Source organism: Arthrobacter sp. 05T45 (assembly GCF_056395875.1).
The window spans coordinates 66,523-83,003 of the sequence record NZ_JBFTKI010000012.1; the positions used below are offsets into that span (position 1 = coordinate 66,523).

At 67.2% G+C, this 16,481-nt stretch carries 11 protein-coding genes; 6 read left to right on the plus strand and 5 right to left on the minus strand.

The features are described from left to right. Both AC1DGD_RS13115 and AC1DGD_RS13120 read left to right on the plus strand, forming a co-directional pair. Complete coding sequence (locus AC1DGD_RS13115) at window positions 1-3,147, plus strand: efflux RND transporter permease subunit (protein WP_476849284.1); 3,147 nt, start codon at window positions 1-3, stop codon at window positions 3,145-3,147. Between the two features lie 31 nt (window positions 3,148-3,178). After that, window positions 3,179-4,117, plus strand: a complete 939-nt coding sequence (locus AC1DGD_RS13120) for a hypothetical protein (RefSeq protein ID WP_476857066.1) — start codon at window positions 3,179-3,181, stop codon at window positions 4,115-4,117. Window positions 4,118-4,192: 75 nt separating this feature from the next. Here the strand turns inward: AC1DGD_RS13120 and glpK are convergent, their stop codons facing one another. The 3 genes from glpK to AC1DGD_RS13135 all read right to left on the minus strand — a co-directional run bounded on the left by glpK (window position 4,193) and on the right by AC1DGD_RS13135 (window position 8,449). Then, window positions 4,193-5,707, minus strand: coding sequence for a glycerol kinase GlpK (glpK, locus tag AC1DGD_RS13125; RefSeq protein ID WP_476857067.1), 1,515 nt, complete (start codon window positions 5,705-5,707; stop codon window positions 4,193-4,195). Between the two features lie 54 nt (window positions 5,708-5,761). Continuing rightward, window positions 5,762-6,514: an MIP/aquaporin family protein gene (locus tag AC1DGD_RS13130; protein WP_476857068.1), complete on the minus strand. Its 753-nt coding sequence runs from the start codon at window positions 6,512-6,514 to the stop codon at window positions 5,762-5,764. A gap of 156 nt (window positions 6,515-6,670) precedes the next feature. After that, on the minus strand, window positions 6,671-8,449 hold the full coding sequence (locus AC1DGD_RS13135) for a glycerol-3-phosphate dehydrogenase/oxidase (RefSeq protein ID WP_476857069.1): 1,779 nt from the start codon (window positions 8,447-8,449) through the stop codon (window positions 6,671-6,673). A 123-nt stretch (window positions 8,450-8,572) separates the two neighbouring features. Between AC1DGD_RS13135 and AC1DGD_RS13140 the strand changes: the two genes are divergently transcribed. The 4 genes from AC1DGD_RS13140 to AC1DGD_RS13155 all read left to right on the plus strand — a co-directional run bounded on the left by AC1DGD_RS13140 (window position 8,573) and on the right by AC1DGD_RS13155 (window position 12,513). Further along, window positions 8,573-9,535 carry a sugar-binding transcriptional regulator gene (locus tag AC1DGD_RS13140; RefSeq protein ID WP_476849289.1) on the plus strand — a complete coding sequence of 321 codons (963 nt, stop codon included), beginning with the start codon at window positions 8,573-8,575 and terminating at the stop codon, window positions 9,533-9,535. A gap of 82 nt (window positions 9,536-9,617) precedes the next feature. Continuing rightward, window positions 9,618-10,487, plus strand: a complete 870-nt coding sequence (locus tag AC1DGD_RS13145; RefSeq protein ID WP_476857070.1) for an aldo/keto reductase — start codon at window positions 9,618-9,620, stop codon at window positions 10,485-10,487. Between the two features lie 11 nt (window positions 10,488-10,498). Beyond that, window positions 10,499-11,425, plus strand: a complete 927-nt coding sequence (locus AC1DGD_RS13150; RefSeq protein WP_476857071.1) for an alpha/beta fold hydrolase — start codon at window positions 10,499-10,501, stop codon at window positions 11,423-11,425. After that, a complete protein-coding gene (locus tag AC1DGD_RS13155) occupies window positions 11,422-12,513 on the plus strand; it encodes a glycosyltransferase family 4 protein (protein WP_476857072.1) in 1,092 nt (363 codons plus the stop codon). Before AC1DGD_RS13150 ends, AC1DGD_RS13155 begins: the two co-directional genes overlap by 4 nt. Before the next feature lie 250 nt (window positions 12,514-12,763). Here the strand turns inward: AC1DGD_RS13155 and AC1DGD_RS13160 are convergent, their stop codons facing one another. Both AC1DGD_RS13160 and metK read right to left on the minus strand, forming a co-directional pair. Continuing rightward, a complete protein-coding gene (locus tag AC1DGD_RS13160; protein WP_476857073.1) occupies window positions 12,764-14,983 on the minus strand; it encodes a primosomal protein N' in 2,220 nt (739 codons plus the stop codon). Window positions 14,984-15,179: 196 nt separating this feature from the next. After that, the gene (gene metK / locus AC1DGD_RS13165) at window positions 15,180-16,415 is read right to left on the minus strand and encodes a methionine adenosyltransferase (protein WP_028276457.1); all 1,236 of its coding nucleotides are present in this window, start codon (window positions 16,413-16,415) and stop codon (window positions 15,180-15,182) included. Window positions 16,416-16,481: the final 66 nt, after the last annotated feature.

The window sequence follows — 16,481 nt, forward strand, 5'->3', positions numbered from 1 at the left end:
ATGCGCCGGATTGTCGCTGCAAGCCTGAGGTTCCGGTCGATCATCATTGCGATGGCGGCCGCCCTCATGATCGTGGGCGGCGCGCAACTCAGCAGCGCTTCGGTGGATGTTTTCCCGGAGTTCGCACCGCCCCGCGTCGAGGTTCAGACGGCATGTCTGGGTCTCACTGCCTCCGAAGTCGAGGAACTCGTAACGGTTCCGATGGAGCAGGCCTTCAATGGCATAGACGGCCTGGACCAGATGCGGTCGAAGTCTGTGTCGCAGCTGTCCGCCATCGTGATGGAGTTCAAACCCGGGACCGATCTGCTCACCGCCCGGCAGCTGGTGTCGGAGCGGATGGCAACGGTCATACCGACTCTGCCGACCTGGGCCGCGCCGCCAATAATGCTCCAGCCGCTGTCCTCCACCAGCCGTGTCATGAAGATCGGGCTCTCCTCCGAGACCCGCTCCCTGATCGAAATGTCCATGGTTTCCTACTGGAACATCCGGGCACACCTGCTGCGGGTGCCTGGCGTGGCGAACGTTGCGATCTGGGGCGAACGGCTTCAGATGCTCCAGGTCCAGGTTGATCCGACCAAGCTGGCAGCCAACAACGTGACGCTGGAAAACGTCATGAACTCCACGTCCGACGCCTTGGACGCCGGCCTGCTCAAGTACTCCCCCGGTGCCTTGATCGGCACCGGAGGGGCGCTGGAAACACCCAGCCAGAGCATGTCCATCAGGCACGTACAACCCATCACGTCTCCGGCGGACCTTGCCCAGGTGCCACTGGAGGAACGTGAGGGACTGCCGCCCCTGAAGCTCGCCGACGTGGCAACCGTCGTGGAGGACCACCAGCAACTGATCGGTGACGCGGTTATCAATGGCGGCCCCGGACTGATGCTGATCGTCGAAAAGCTGCCGTGGGGCAACACCCTCGAAGTCACCCGCGGGGTCGAGGAAGCGCTCAAGGAACTGCAGCCCGGCCTGACCGGAATCGCAGTCGACACCACCCTGTTCCGGCCCGCCTCGTTCATCGAGGAGTCGCTCGGCAACCTGAGCCTCGCGCTGCTGCTGGGCTGCTTCCTGGTCGTCCTGGTGCTGAGCGTCTTCCTGTTCCAATGGCGGACAGCCCTGGTGAGCGTGACGGCGATCCCGTTGTCGCTGATGGCAGCGGCCCTGGTGCTGTATTGGACCGGAGGCACGATTAATACGATGGTGCTTGCGGGGCTGGTGATTGCCGTCGGGGTCGTGGTGGACGATGCCATCATCGACGTCGAGAACATCGTCAGGCGGCTCCGGCACCACCGCGCCAGCGGCGGGACCGAAAGCACCGCCCGCGTGGTCGTCAACGCCTCCCTGGAAGTCCGCGGCCCCATCGTCTACGCCACCCTGATTATCGTTGCCGCCACGGTACCGATCTTCTTCCTGGACGGCCTGACGGGCGCCTTCTTCCGGCCCCTGGCGACCGCCTACACCCTGGCGGTTTTGGCGTCCATGCTGGTGGCCCTCACGGTCACGCCGGCCATGGCGTACATCTTCCTGCGCAATGCCAAGCTGGAAGACCGCGATCCGCCGGTGGTCCGGGTCCTCAAGCGCTGGTACGGCGCCGCCCTGCGTCCCATTGTGAAACGCCCGCTCCCGGGCTACCTCGCGGTGGGGGCACTCGGCGTCGTCGGAATCATAGCGGCCCCGCTCCTGGGCCAGTCACTGTTGCCCTCGTTCAAGGAACGTGACTTCCTCATGCACTGGGTCACGCAACCCGGCACCTCCAACGCCGAGGAAGTGCGCGTCAGCCAACTGGCCTGCCAGGAGCTGATGACCATTCCAGGCGTCAACAACTGCGGGTCCCACATCGGTCAGGCCTTCGCCGCCGATGAGGTGGTGGGAGTCAACTTTGGCGAGAACTGGATCAGCGTTGACCCCTCGGTCGACTACGACAAGACCCTGGCCTCCATCCAGCAGGTCGTGGACGGGTATCCCGGCATCCACCGGGACGTCCAGACCTACCTCAAGGAACGTGTCCGCGAGGTGCTCACCGGTACGGGCTACTCGATCGTGGTCCGCGTGTACGGCGATGACCTGGACACGCTGAAGAAGCAGGCGGACAAGGTCAAGACTGCCCTGGCCGGCATCGAGGGTGCCATCGGAGCCAAAGTCGCACTCCAGGTCAACGTTCCGCAGGTGGACGTCGAGGTGAACCTGGACGCCGCCAACCGCTACGGCTTGAAGCCCGGTGACGTCCGCCGTGCCGCAGCCACCCTGGTATCCGGCGAAGAGGTCGGCGACGTCTACCGGGACGGCAAGGCCTATGACGTCCAGGTCTGGAGTCCTCCGGCGATCCGGACCAGCGTCACAAGCATCGAGAACCTCCCGCTGGACACTCCCAGCGGGCAGAAGATCCGGGTGGCCGATGTCGCCAAGATCACGGTAAAGCCCACTCCCAACGTCATTGAGCGTTCGGAAGGGTCCCGCCGCCTCGATGTCAGCGCCAACGTCAAGGAAGGCGATCTGGCCAAAGTCGTCGAGAAGCTCGAATCCGATCTCAAGTCCGTGGAGTTCCCCACCGGATACAGCGCCGAGATCCTGGGCGAATACGCGGAGCGGCAGGCCGCCTCGCAGCGGCTTCTCCTCTTCGCGATGGGCGCCCTGGTTGTGGTGTTCCTCCTGCTCCAGGCGGCATTCCGGAGCTGGCGGCTTGCCGTTCTGGGCATCCTGACGCTGCCGGTGGCACTGGTGGGCGGGGTGATCGCCGCGCACATGAGCGGCGGAATCCTGTCCCTCGGGTCGCTGGTCGGGTTCCTGACAGTGATGGGCATCGCCGCCCGCAACGGCATCCTGCTCATCAACCACTGCCAGCACCTGGAACAGTTCGAAGGCGTGCCGTTCGGCCGGGACCTGGTCCTGCGGGGCGCAGCCGAACGCCTGTCACCAATCCTGATGACCACGCTCGCCACCGCACTCGCCCTGGTCCCGCTGGTGGTGATGGGCAACCGCCCCGGCCATGAGATCGAGCACCCCATGGCCGTGGTGATCCTGGGCGGGCTGGTGACATCGACACTGGTCAACCTGTTCATCGTTCCATCGCTCTACCTGCGGTTCGCCAAGAAGGGTCCGGCACGTCATGACCGTCAGCCCCGCGAGCCGGAACCTGTATCAGCCGTATAGCAACAACTACCAACAATGAGAGGCCAGTCAGATGACTCCACTATCTAAGAGATTTACCGCTTACGGCTCCGCGGTCTTGCTGGTGGTGGCGTCGCTGACGGCGGCGACGGCGGCCGCGGCGACGGCAGCCACCGCGCCGGCGGCCGCCCGTTCGCAGGAACTGTGCGGCCCCGGCTCGGCAATCAAATTCAACCGCAGCGCCTTCCCGTCCAGGCCGGAGATTGACAACAAGTGGTTCCCCCTCGAACCCGGCATGCAGTACACCACCACCGGCAAAGTAGTCTCCCCGGACGGGACAACCACCCGCAAGGTTGTCAGCACGGTCACGGGGCTGACCAAGGTGATCGACGGGGTGAAGACCATCGCGATATGGGACCGGGACTACTCCGACGGTGAGCTCGCGGAATCGGAACTTGCCTTCTTCGCCGAGACACGGAAGGGCGACGTGTGGCTCTTCGGCGAATATCCGGAGGAGTACGAGAACGGGAAGCTTGTGGGTGCGCCAAGTACGTTCATCAGCGGCATCGACAAGGCCCAGGCGGGCATCGCCATGCAGAGCCACCCGCGCCTGAAGACCCCCGCCTACCCCCAGGCCTACGCACCCAGCGTGGACTTCCTGGACTGCGGTGATGTGTTCGCGAAGGACCAACGCGTCTGCGTCGCCACTGGTTGCTACAGCGATGTGCTGGTCATCGATGAGTTCAACCCGCTGGACCCGCCAAGCGCCGGCCACCAGCGAAAGTTCTATTCCAAGCACATGGGTCTGATCAAGGTCACGGCCGTGGGCGGAGAGGACCAGGAGTTCCTGAATCTCGTCAAGATCAAGAAGCTCAGCCGCTCCGAGCTGAAGAGCGTCAACGAGCAGGCGCTGCAGATCGACCGCCGGGGCTATACGGTCAGCAAGGACGTCTACGCGAAGACGCCGCGCGCTGAGGTGGCACGTGGCTACGATGGCCACCACTACCACTAACGGCCCTACCGCTCCCGGGCAATAGACAAAGGAGCCCCGGCCGGGATCTTCCCGGCCGGGGCTCCTTGTGCGCGCCTACTTCACGTCGTCGTCAACCCAGTCCATCGACTTGGTGACGGCCTTCTTCCAGAGACGCATCTGGCGTTCCCGCTCGGCCTGGTCCATTTGCGGCTCCCACCGCTTGTCCTCGGCCCAGTTGGCCGAGCACTCGCCCAGGTCCTTCCAGAATCCGACCGCCAGGCCGGCCGCGTAGGCTGCGCCCAGCGCCGTCGTCTCGACCACCTTCGGACGGATGACCGGCACGCCGAGGATGTCCGCCTGGAACTGCATCAGGGCGTCGTTGGCGACCATGCCGCCGTCGACCTTCAGCTCCGTCAGCGGTACGCCGGAGTCGGCGTTGACGGCGTCCAGCACCTCACGGGTCTGGAAGGCGGTGGCCTCCAGCGCCGCGCGGGCGATATGGGCCTTGGTAACATAGCGGGTCAGGCCCACAATGGCGCCGCGGGCGTCCGAGCGCCAGTACGGTGCGAAGAGGCCGGAGAATGCCGGCACAATGTACACACCGCCGTTGTCCTCCACCGAGGCCGCGAGGGTCTCGACCTCCGGGGCGCTGCTGATCATGCCGAGGTTGTCCCGCAGCCACTGGATCAAGGAACCGGTGACGGCAATGGAGCCCTCCAGCGCGTAGTGCGGCGCCGCGTCGCCGAGCTTGTAGCCGACGGTGGTCAGCAGCCCGTTCTTGGAATGGATAATTTCCTCGGCCGTGTTGAAGATCAGGAAGCAGCCCGTGCCGTAGGTGTTCTTGGCTTCCCCGGCATCGAACGCCGCCTGCCCGAACGTGGCCGCCTGCTGGTCGCCCAGGATCCCGGCCACAGGAACCTCGCGAAGCAGCTGGGAGGTGTGCACCGTGCCATAGACCTCGGAGGAGGACTTGATGGCCGGCATCATGGAGGCCGGGACGCCGAACGCGTCCAGAATCTCCTGGTCCCACGACAGCGTCTCAAGATCCATGAACATGGTCCGTGAGGCGTTGGTCACGTCGGTGACGTGCACTCCGCCGTCGGTCCCGCCGGTCAGGTTCCAGAGCACCCAGCAGTCGGTGTTGCCGAAGACGAGGTCGCCGGCCTCCGCCTTGGCCCGGGCGCCCTCGACGTTGTCCAGGATCCACTTGATCTTGGTGCCCGAGAAGTAGGTCGCCAGCGGCAGGCCCACCTTCTGCTTGAAGCGTTCTACCCCGCCGTCCTTCGCGAGTTCGTCCACAATCGGCTGGGTGCGGGTGTCCTGCCACACGATGGCGTTGTAGATCGCCTCGCCGGTGGTCTTGTCCCACACCACCGCTGTTTCGCGCTGGTTGGTGATGCCGACGGCGGCGATGTCGTGCCGGGTCAGGTTCGCCTTGGACAGGGCCGAGCCGATCACCTCGCGGGTGTTGTTCCAGATTTCAGCGGGGTTGTGCTCCACCCAGCCGGGCTGGGGGAAGATCTGCTCGTGCTCCATCTGGCCGGAGGAGACGATGCTGCCGCTGTGGTCGAACACGATGGCTCGGGTGCTCGTGGTCCCCTGGTCGATTGCAACTACGTACTGGTTCATAGTGACGTCCTTGTCTGTTTGGCGTGGCAGTTGTACTGACGGTTGAACGGGCAGTTAGTGAGGGATGACGGGGATGATGATCGGCACGACTGCTGCCACGAGGCCGCCGAGGCCGCCGCCAATGAGCGGACCGACCACCGGGATCCAGGAGTAGCTCCAGTCGCTGGAGCCCTTGCCCTTGATGGGGAGCAAGGCGTGCGCGATGCGGGGGCCCAGGTCACGGGCGGGGTTGATGGCGTAGCCGGTGGGGCCGCCGAGCGAAACACCGATACCGACGACCAGCAGGGCCACCGACAGCGGGCCGAGCCCGGAAGGCGTCCCGCCGAAGGTCAGGATAACGAACACGAGGACAAAGGTGCCGATGATCTCGGTGATCAGGTTCCACTGGTTGGAGCGGATCGCCGGGCCCGTGGAGAAGACGGCCAGCTGACTGGCGGGCTCCTGCTCGAGATCAAAGTGCTGCTTGTGGGCCAGCCACATCACGACGGCGCCGAGGAAGGCACCGGTCAGTTCACCGCCGAAGTACGTCAGGGTCGAGGCGAAGTCAACCGGAACACCGGGGGCGTACAACTTCTTGCCGTTGACCAGCAGGCCAAAAGTCACGGCCGGGTTCAGGTGCGCACCTGAGATGGAAGCAACATAGACACCGGAGAAGACGGCAAGGCCCCACCCCCAGGTGACCATGAGGAACCCGCCGTTATTGCCCTTGGTGCCTTTGAGCGCAACGTTGGCCACAACGCCGCAACCCAGCAGGGTCAGCATGGCGGTACCGAATAATTCGGATAGGAAAACTATTCCAAGAGACATCTTTGACTCCTCTATTTTCTGTTGTCGGCCTCCGCGAGTTTGGAAGCCGTTGGGCCGGCAGCATGCTCGTGCTGCCGGCCGGCCACTGCGCCGGCCGCCAGGGCGGACCGCGCAGTGCTTGCACCCGGGCTTCCCTGCCCGGGCACGCAAGCAATATCAGGCGACCAGGCTGTGGACCCGGACACCGTGGAACCGCTGTAGCACCTCCTGTGCGTGGCTGATCTCTGAGGCCCGGCGTGCCGCGTCCCAGCCGAGCGGTCCGGAAAGGATGTCCGCGACTTCGTTGAGCAGTTCCCCTGTCACCAGGCCGCGAAAGGCCAGGGACGTGCGGCGGATGAGGACGTCCACGAGGTGCCCGATCTGCTCATGGGCGGCCATGAACTCCAGTTCCCGGGTGCTCAGCTCGCGGGTGGAATGCAGCAGCCGGTCCGGCTCGCCGGCCGCGGCCCCGTCCAGGAAGCGGATGACTTCTTCGGCACGGGTCCCGTAGCGGGTCAGCAGCCCGGTGACGCGGGCGGCGTCGCGGCCGGCCGACATGTGGGCCTTGATCCAGCGCTGGACGCCGTCCTCGCTGTCCGGGAAGCCGGCGCCGCCGCCGATGGCGAGCTTCGCCGTCGAAACCTTCCGTTCCATACCGAGTTCGGCCAGGACGTCGTTGCTCAGGTGCTCGGCGAGGGCCCGGAACGTGGTCCACTTGCCGCCGACGAGGCTGAGGACGGCGCCGCCCGCCGCCGCACGGCGTTCGATCCGGTAGTCCCTGCTGACGAAGCCGGGCTGGGTCGCGTCGTGCTTCGGAAGCGGCCGAACACCGGAGAACGAGTAGACAATCTGGTCCCGGCCCACCGGGATGTCCGGGAACACGTGGCCGATCAGGTCAAAGAAGTAGTCGATTTCCGCTTCGGTGCACACGGCGTCCTGGGCCATGTCGGCGTCGACGTCGGTGGTGCCGACCAGGACGCGGTCCCCCATCGGGTAGATCAGTACGATCCGGCCGTCGGTATGCTCGAAGAAGATTTCGCGGCCGTTGCACGCCGCGAGCAGCTCCGGATGGTCCAGCACGATGTGCGAACCCTTGGTTCCGCCCATGAACGACGACGCCGCCCCCATGGCCTCGTTGGTCAGGTCGACCCAGGCGCCGGTGGTGTTCACGACAACGTCGGCAGTGAAGTCGAACACCTCACCGGTCAGTTCATCGCGCAGCTGGACAGTGGTTCCGGGGGTGCTGGGGGTTCCGGGGGTTCCGGAGCCGCCCAGCGAGACCAGGGAGACGTAGTTGCTGGCGCGGGCGTGGCCGTCCGCGCCGCCGGCCTTCTCGCCGTCCTGGAGCACGTCGAGGGTGAGGCGCTCGGGGTTGTGGACGGAGGCGTCGAAGTACGTGGCCGCGTACTTGATCCCGGGGTGCAGGCGGGGCAGCTCGGCGAGGGCGCGTTTGCGTCCGCGGAACTGGTGGCGCGGAACCGTGCCGCCGTCGCGGGAGAAGAAGTCGTACATGCTCAGGCCGAGCTTGATCAGGAACGCCCCGCGTTCGGTGTGCCTGCCCTGCTTGTGGGTCAGGAAGCGCATGGGGGCGGCCAGGACCCCGGAGAAGGTGCTGAAGATCGGGATCGTGGTCTGCAGCGGCTTGACGTAGTGCGGCGCGATCCGCAGAAGCCTGTTGCGCTCGGTCACCGACTCCTGGACCAGGCGGAACTCGCCGTTTTCGAGGTACCGGATACCGCCGTGGATCATGTGGGAAGAGGCGCCGCTGGCACCCTGGCAGTAATCGCCGCGCTCAACGAGCGCCACATCCACGCCCTGCAGCGCCAGGTCACGGAACGTTCCGACCCCGTTGATTCCGCCTCCGATGATCAGAACCTGCGCGTGCCGCCGCGTCCGCAGCTTCTGCACCGAGGCGCGATCGTTCGCCGGTGTGCCGACTGAGTCCTTCTGTCCCAAAATTGCTCCCTTGGGTTTGATTCTGTGCGGCACGCCCGTGGCGCGGCGCCGTTCAACACTATTCTTTGGACTAATGGAAAATGGAGTCAAGCACTATGCACAAACGTGCAGATGGGAAATGTCATGATGCAATCACGCCAGTCCGACGCCCTCCGCGCGGCCCAGCTGTATTACCTGCAGGACCTGACCATGGACGCCATCGCCCGCGAGCTCCGGACGTCCCGGTCCACGGTTTCCCGGCTGTTGTCCGCGGCGCGCGATTCGGGTCTCGTGCAGATCCAGATCCGCAGCCCGCTGGACACCGGGCCCGAACTCGAGGGCATGATCCGCGCCGAATACAAGGTGGATGTCCATGTCGTTCCGGTGGTGGACACCCTCAATGAGGCGGAAACACTGGACCGTGTGGCCATGCAGGCCGCCCGGACGATCGGACCGCTGGTGGACTCCAACGCCATCATCGGCGTCGCATGGGGCTCCACCCTGAGCGCCGTGAGCCGGCACCTGACGCGCAAGATCACCCACGACAGCGTGATCGTCCAGCTCAACGGCGCCGGGAACATGCAGACCACCGGCATCACCTATGCCTCGGACATCATGAGGCGGTTCGGCAGCGCCTACGGAGCACGGGTGGAACAGTTTCCCGTGCCGGCCTTCTTCGACCACGCCGCGACCAAAAGGGCCATGTGGAATGAGCGGAGTGTTCAGCGGATCCTGGAGCTGCAGGCCCGGATGAGCATCGCGATCTTTGGTGTCGGATCGGTCGACGCCGACTACCCCAGCCACGTTTACGCCGGCGGCTACCTCGATGAAGACGACTTGAACGTCCTGGCGAACTCCGATGTGGTGGGCGATGTTGCCACGGTGTTCTTCCGCGCCGACGGGTCCTCGGACGGCATCACGCTCAACGCGCGCTCCACCGGCCCGGACCTGGCCCAGCTCCGCCAGGTCCGGCGCCGCATCTGCGTGGTGTCCGGTGCTTCCAAAATCAACGGGCTCAGGGGCGCGCTGGCGGCAGGACTGGCCACCGACCTGATCCTGGACGAGGCCAGCGCCCGCAGGCTCGTCCGGTTCGACGGACTGGGCTGAGCGGTTGCGGGCACCGTGACCGGCGCGGCCGGCGGCAACGACGGTCCGGCACTCGCCAGCGCCAGTGGGTAAAGTCTTTGTCATGAGACTCTCCCCCCGGCTGACCCTGAACAACGGCGTACTGATCGACCGGCTGGGGTTCGGGCTGTACAAGGTCCCCCCGGCCGACGCCGCCAGCCTGGTGACCATGGCGGTCGAGACCGGCTACCGGCACTTCGACACCGCCGCCATGTACGGCAACGAGACGGGCGTCGGCAAGGGAATCGGTGCCCTGTCCGGATTTGAGGGCACCGGCGGCGGGCCGGGGGAAACCGCACCCTACGTTTCCCGCGAGGACCTCTTCATCACCACCAAGGTCTGGAATGACGACCACGGCTACGACGCCACCATGCGTGCGTTCGACACCTCGATCTCCGACCTCGGCCTGGAATACATCGACCTCTACCTGATCCATTGGCCGTGCGCGCGCCGTGGCCTGTTCCCGGAAACGTACCGGGCCCTGGAGACGCTGTACCGCGAGGGCAAGGTCCGCGCAATCGGCGTCTCCAACTTCCAGCCGCAGCACCTGGACCGGCTCCTGGAAACGGCGGAGGTGGTGCCCGCCGTGAACCAGATCGAACTTCATCCCTGGCTGCAGCAGGATGAACTGCGGGAAAAGCACGAGCTGCTGGGTATCCGCACCGAGGCGTGGAGTCCTTTGGGCCGCGGCCAGGTCCTGAAGGACCCCGTGATCCTGGCCCTGGCGGCCGAACACGACCGCACGCCGGCACAGATCATCCTGCGCTGGCACCTGCAGCTGGGCAATATCGCCATCCCCAAGGCCAGCTCGTCCGGGCGGATCCGTGAAAACTTCGAGGTCTTCGACTTTGAGCTCTCCCCGCTGGATATGACGGAGGTCGGCGGCCTCGAACGCGGCTTCCGGACCGGCTCCCACCCCGACAACGTCGCATAGGATTCGAACCAATGGAACAAGTGGATACCGGGTCCTCACGCACGCCCCTCTTCAGCGGCGGACTCGACGCCCGCACCCGGGCCGCGTCCGTTGAGGTTGACGGTGCCCGGATCGCGTACTGGGTCTACGAACCCGCCGAGGTCACCCCCGAAACGCGCACCATCCTGGTGGTGCACGGGTTCCGCGGCGACCACCACGGCCTGCTCCGGGTAGCCGACCAGCTGACGGACATGCGCCTGATCATGCCGGATCTGCCGGGCTTCGGCAGCTCGGCCGCCTTCGCGGGAACCGGGCACAGCGTTGCCGGCTACAGCCAGTTCCTGGGCGGTTTCATGGCTGCTCTGGGACTGGGCGCGGACACGGTCCTGCTGGGGCATTCGTTCGGTTCGATCATCGCCAGCCATTTCGTGGCGGCCAACCCCGGTGCCGTGGCCGAACTGATCCTGGTCAATCCCATCGCGGCGCCCGCCCTCGAAGGGCCCAAGGGCCTGATGACGAAGCTCGCGGTGCTCTACTACGAGGCCGCCGCACGCCTTCCCCAGCGGCTCGGGCTGGCCCTGCTGCGCAGCCAGGCGATCGTGCGGGTGATGAGCGTGACCATGGCCAAGACCGGGGACAAGGACATCCGCCGGTTCGTGCACGCCCAGCACAGCGCCTATTTTTCCTCCTTCGCAGACCGGGACAGCCTGCTCCAGGCCTTCAAGGCCTCGGTGGGCAGCAACGTCACCGAGGTGGCCGGCGACCTGACGCTGCCGGTGCTGCTGATCGCGGGCGAGAAGGACGAGATCGCCATGCTGGCGGACCAGCACAAACTCGCGGCGCGGCTCCCGGACGGGAGGCTGGAGGTCATTCCCGGCGTCGGGCACCTGATCCACTACGAAACCCCCGAGCCCGCTGCCCGCTACATCAGACGCTTCCTAAAGGACCACGCCGCGTGAAAATTCTCATTGATGCCCGCTTCACCCGGCTGGACCACCACGACGGCATCAGCCGCTACGGCGCCAGCCTGATCGCGGCGGCCGCCAGGATCGCCGACGTCTCGATGCTGATCAGCGACACCCGCCAGCTCGCGCTCCTGCCCGATGTTCCCTACACCCTGATCAACAGCCCGCTGTCCCCGGCCGAACTCTTCGTGGCGGCCAAGGTCAACAAGCTGGGCGCCGACGTGGTGGTATGCCCCATGCAGACCATGGGCAGCTGGGGCCGGAAGTACGCCCTGGTGCTGACCCTGCACGACCTCATCTACTACGAGCACCCCACCCCTCCCGGATTCCTGCCGGCCCCCGTCAGGGTCCTGTGGCGCCTGTACCACAAAGCGTTCTGGCCCCAGCGGCTCCTGCTGAACCGGGCGGACATCGTGGCGACGATCAGCTCCACCACGGCGGCCCTGATGGCGAAGTACCGGCTCACCCGGCGTCCTGTCAGGATTGTCGGCAACGCCCCCCAGCACGGCCACACCCCGCGCGATCCCGGGGCGGGGGCCGACAAAACGCTGCTCTACATGGGTTCCTTCATGCCCTATAAGAACGTGGAGACCATGGTCCGCGGCATGGCGGAACTCCCGGACATGACCCTGCATCTGCTCAGCCGCATCACGCCCGAGCGGCGGGCCGAGCTCGAGGCCCTGGCTCCGGAGGGCGCAAGCATCGTCTTCCACAACGGGGTGACCGACGCCGAGTATGAGGCCCTCCTGGCACGCACCACCGCCCTGGTCAGCCTGTCCCGGGCCGAGGGCTACGGACTGCCGCTCGTCGAGGCCATGTCCCACGGCACGCCGGTGATTGCCAGCGACATCCCGATCTTCCGGGAGGTCGGTGACGATGCCGTCAGCTACGTGCATCCGGACTCCCCGGCGGAGTTTGCCGAGGCGGTGCGCACGCTCGAGGACCCCGCCCTGTGGAAGGCCCGGTCCCGCCGTTCAGTGGAGCGGGCCGCAGACTTCAGCTGGGATGAGTCGGCGCGGCGGCTCGTGGCCGTCGCCGAAGAGGCCGTCGCGCTCCGGAACCGGCCCCGCGACCGGAGATAGCCGGAACGGCTGTAAGTGGCCGGCGCGGAGATCCGCTCCGCGCCGCACCCAAAGCGAGGCCGGGATGACGCCGGCGCCACGGTCCCCGACCACCCATTTGCCGCGGAGGGCCGCAATACGGAGCCTCATTCCGGCCATCTGCGGCGAATGGCCGCCGGCCTGCGGGCCTGTTGCGGCATGCGCGCCCTTTGAATAGAGGGACCGCCGTGCCGGTGGGGCCATGTGAGCCGCGGAGACGCAATGGAGGGTCCTACAGGACGTCGACGCCGTCCAGGCGCAGTTGCACCGGGTCGTCGCTGCGCTTGGCTGCGGCCGCCGCCTTGACGGCCCGCATGACGGCCGTGGCAGCCGCGGCCTGGGCGTAGGGGATGAACAGCAGGGTCCGGACCTCCTGGCCGGAGTCCCGGGGCACAGCATTCCGGGGCACAGCATCCCGGGGCACAGTATCCCGCGTCGCAGCATCCTGCGGCGGCGTGCGGCCTGCCCCCGCGGCCGCCGGCAGAATGACCGGCGCGGGCCCGGCCGTCCGGAGGACGGTTCCCTGCGCCGCCAGCCGCTGCTGAATGGCATCCGTGAAATGGCCGACGGCGGTCCTGCCGCCGGTGACGGAAGCGACCCGCACGGCGGGCGGCAGCTGCAGCTCCTGCCGCAGTGCCAGTTCCCGGCTGGCGTACCCGGCGGGATCCCAGCGCAGCAGGGCGCCAACCCCGGCGGCGTCGTCGGCCGTGATGACCACCAGGCCGCCCTCCGAAGCGGGCCGCACCAGGGCCGCGGCGTTGAACCAGCGGCGGACCGCGTCCTCCCCCGCCCTCAGGTTTTCCCGGCGCAGCAGCGAATCGCCGTCGAGCAGCAGGGCCGCGGCGTACCCGCCGGAGGCCACCGGTTCGGCGCCGACAGTGGCCACCACCAGGGCCGCGGTCTCCGCAACGGTGGCCTTGATCTGGCCACCGGAGGAGGTGATGACCGGTTTTCCCGGAAACGCCCGGCCCAGCTCCTCCGCGGTGCGGAGGGCTCCCGTGGCGCCGCGCCTTAGCCTGGCGCCGTTGCACGTGCCGCAGCGCCAGGCCGGGGCCGGGGCCGAGCACCAGCGGCATTGCGGCACGGCGCTGCTCCCGGCCGGGCCGGCGATCGCCAGCGGGCCGCTGCAGGCAGTGCAGCGGGCCGGTTCCCGGCAGGTGTCGCACACCAGCGAGGGGGCGTAGCCGGCGCGGGCAACCTGGACCAGGACCGGACCCCGTTCCAGGCCTTCCTTGGCGGCCCGCCAGGCCGCGCCGGGGAGCCGGGCGATCCGGGCGAGCGGGTCATGCTCGAGTTCATAGCTGTCGGCTGTGTTCAGGACCCGCGGGACTGTCCGCCGCACGACGGCACGGTCCGCTTCCACGGCCTGGGCCCAGCCCGAGGCGACCAGCCGCTCCGCTTCGGTGCTGCGCGAATGGGCCGCGAGCAGGCACGCGGCCCCCTCCTGGGCCGCCCGGAGCAGGAGGACTTCGCGGGTGTGCGCGTACGGGGAGCGCTGCTCGATGTGGAGGTCGTCGCCGTCGTCCCAGCAGATGACGAGCCCGAGGTTCGGCACCGGCGCGTAGGCCGCGGACCGCGTGCCCACGGCGACCCCGGCGGCGCCGCTGAGCACGCGCAGGAAGCTGCGGTAGCGCGGCGTCTGGCCGTCGTCCGCGGTGAGCCGGGCGACGTCGCCGGCGGGAAGCAGTTCCAGCAGGGCAGATTCCACGCGGTCAAGGTCCCGGTAGTCGGGCACCACGACGACGGCGCCGCGGCCGGAGATCCGCACCGCGGCCACGGCTTCGGCGATCATCCGCGGCCAGCCGGCGGGCCCGTACCCCTGCAGGGCGGTCAGCACGGCCCGGGGCGACTCCCCCGCGGCGAGGTGGGCGAGGAATGCCGCACCGTTGCGGTACCGGGTCCAGATGCTGCCGGCGGCCGGCGACGGAAGCGACACGTCGGTCGCCAGACCGAACGTCTCAGTGCCGAACAGCGCGGGATCGAGCCGGCCGTCCGGGGCGAATTCCTTTTCCAGCTTGGCCATGCGCGGCGGCACGGCCACGCGCAGGACATCGCTGACAGTTCCGGCGTAGCGCGAGGCGATCCGGCCGGCGAGCTCGGCCACTGCGGGGGTCAGGACCGGGACGGCGGAGAGCACCTTGTGCAGCGGCACCAGGGGGTGGCCGGCGTCGGATCCGGCGGTGCGCTCCAGCAGGTATCCGGCCAGTTCCTGCCCGTTGAATTTGACCTTGACCCGGACTCCGGGCATGGCGTCGGCGTCGAGGGCGGCGGGGACGCTGTAGTCGAAAGGCCTGTCCAGGTGGGGCAGCGAGGACTCGATGAGCACCCGCGCCACTGGCAGGTGGGCCGCAAGGGCCGGCCCGGACGCTTCCGCGGCGGAGGCTGGAAAACCCTGGAGCAGGGACAGCTGCTGGGGTTCACCGGGCGCGCCGCCGGCAGGAATGGGACTCACGGCTCGCACCTCCCCTGAGGATCGTTCGACACATGCACTGTTTCCGAAATGCGCTGTCTTCCGAAATGCACTGTATTCCCAAATGCACTGTAGCCAGGCCACCGGAGGGCGGCCTGGCTACAGCACATCACGCAGGACTGACAAACTCACTGTCAAAACACACCGTCGCGGCGGCTTTGGACGGTTTGGCCGGGCGTTAGGCGTTGAAGAACGCTTTCAGCTCGTCCACCCGGTCCAGGCGTTCCCAGGTGAAGTCCGGGTCTTCGCGGCCGAAGTGTCCGTGGGCGGCGGTCTTGGCGTAGATCGGGCGCTTGAGGTCGAGGGCGTCGATGATGGCCCGCGGGCGCAGGTCGAAGATCTCGGCGATCGCGGCGCTGATGCGGGCCGGGTCCACGGTTTCGGTTCCGAATGTCTCAACGTAGGTTCCCACCGGGCGGGCCTGGCCGATCGCGTAGGCGATCTGGATTTCAGCGCGCTTGGCGAGGCCGGCGGCCACCACGTTCTTGGCGACCCAGCGCATGGCGTAGGCGGCCGAACGGTCCACCTTCGACGGGTCCTTGCCGGAGAACGCGCCGCCGCCGTGGCGGGCCATGCCGCCGTAGGTGTCGACGATGATCTTGCGGCCGGTGAGGCCGGCGTCGCCTACCGGGCCGCCAATCACAAAGGCGCCTGCGGGGTTGAGGATGTTGCGGGTCCGTGAGGTGTCCAGGTTGGACAGTGCCATGACCGGCCCCACCACGTGCTCGGCGAGGTCGGCACGGAGCTGGTCCAGGCTGGTGCCTTCGGCGTGCTGGCTGGAGATGACGACAGTTTCGACTGAGACCGGGCGGTCGCCGTCGTAGCCCACGGTGACCTGGGTCTTGCCGTCCGGGCGCAGGTAGGCGAGTTCGCCGTTCTTGCGGACCTCGGTCAGGCGCTCGGAGAGCCGGTGCGCGAGCCAGATCGGCACGGGCATGTAGGACGGCGTTTCGTCGCTGGCGTAGCCGAACATGAGTCCCTGGTCGCCGGCTCCCTGGAGGTCGTAGTCGTCCTCCTGGCGGCCCTCACGCGCTTCGAGGGAGTTGAACACGCCGCCGGCGATGTCGTTGGACTGCTGGCCGATGGATACCGAGACGCCGCACCGGGCGCCGTCGAAGCCGTTGGCCGAAGAATCGTACCCGATGCCCAGGATGGTCTCCCGGACAATCTGCGGAATCTCGACATAGGCATCGGTGGTGACCTCGCCCGCGACGTGGACCAGCCCGGTGGTGGCCAGCGTCTCCACGGCTACCCGGGACTCGGGGTCTTTGTCGAGCAGTGCGTCGAGGATCGCATCGCTGATCTGGTCACAGATCTTGTCGGGGTGGCCCTCCGTCACCGACTCGGACGTGAAGAGCCGGAGCGCGGCGGGCGTGGACCCGTGGAAGGCGGGGATGTGCAGCGGTAAAGTCACTCAACTACCTTACTGGTTGGATAACGGACGTCCGGCGGCGTGTGTCCCCGTGCTAAGGAGATGTTG

Excerpts from the sequence above, each read along its gene's own strand:
- AC1DGD_RS13120 (WP_476857066.1), top strand. The coding sequence starts at position 3,179 with ATGACTCCACTATCTAAGAGATTTACCGCTTACGGCTCCGCGGTCTTG.
- glpK (WP_476857067.1), bottom strand. The coding sequence starts at position 5,707 with ATGAACCAGTACGTAGTTGCAATCGACCAGGGGACCACGAGCACCCGA.
- AC1DGD_RS13150 (WP_476857071.1), top strand. The coding sequence starts at position 10,499 with ATGGAACAAGTGGATACCGGGTCCTCACGCACGCCCCTCTTCAGCGGC.
- AC1DGD_RS13115 (WP_476849284.1), top strand. The coding sequence starts at position 1 with ATGCGCCGGATTGTCGCTGCAAGCCTGAGGTTCCGGTCGATCATCATT.
- AC1DGD_RS13145 (WP_476857070.1), top strand. The coding sequence starts at position 9,618 with ATGAGACTCTCCCCCCGGCTGACCCTGAACAACGGCGTACTGATCGAC.
- AC1DGD_RS13130 (WP_476857068.1), bottom strand. The coding sequence starts at position 6,514 with ATGTCTCTTGGAATAGTTTTCCTATCCGAATTATTCGGTACCGCCATG.
- AC1DGD_RS13140 (WP_476849289.1), top strand. The coding sequence starts at position 8,573 with ATGATGCAATCACGCCAGTCCGACGCCCTCCGCGCGGCCCAGCTGTAT.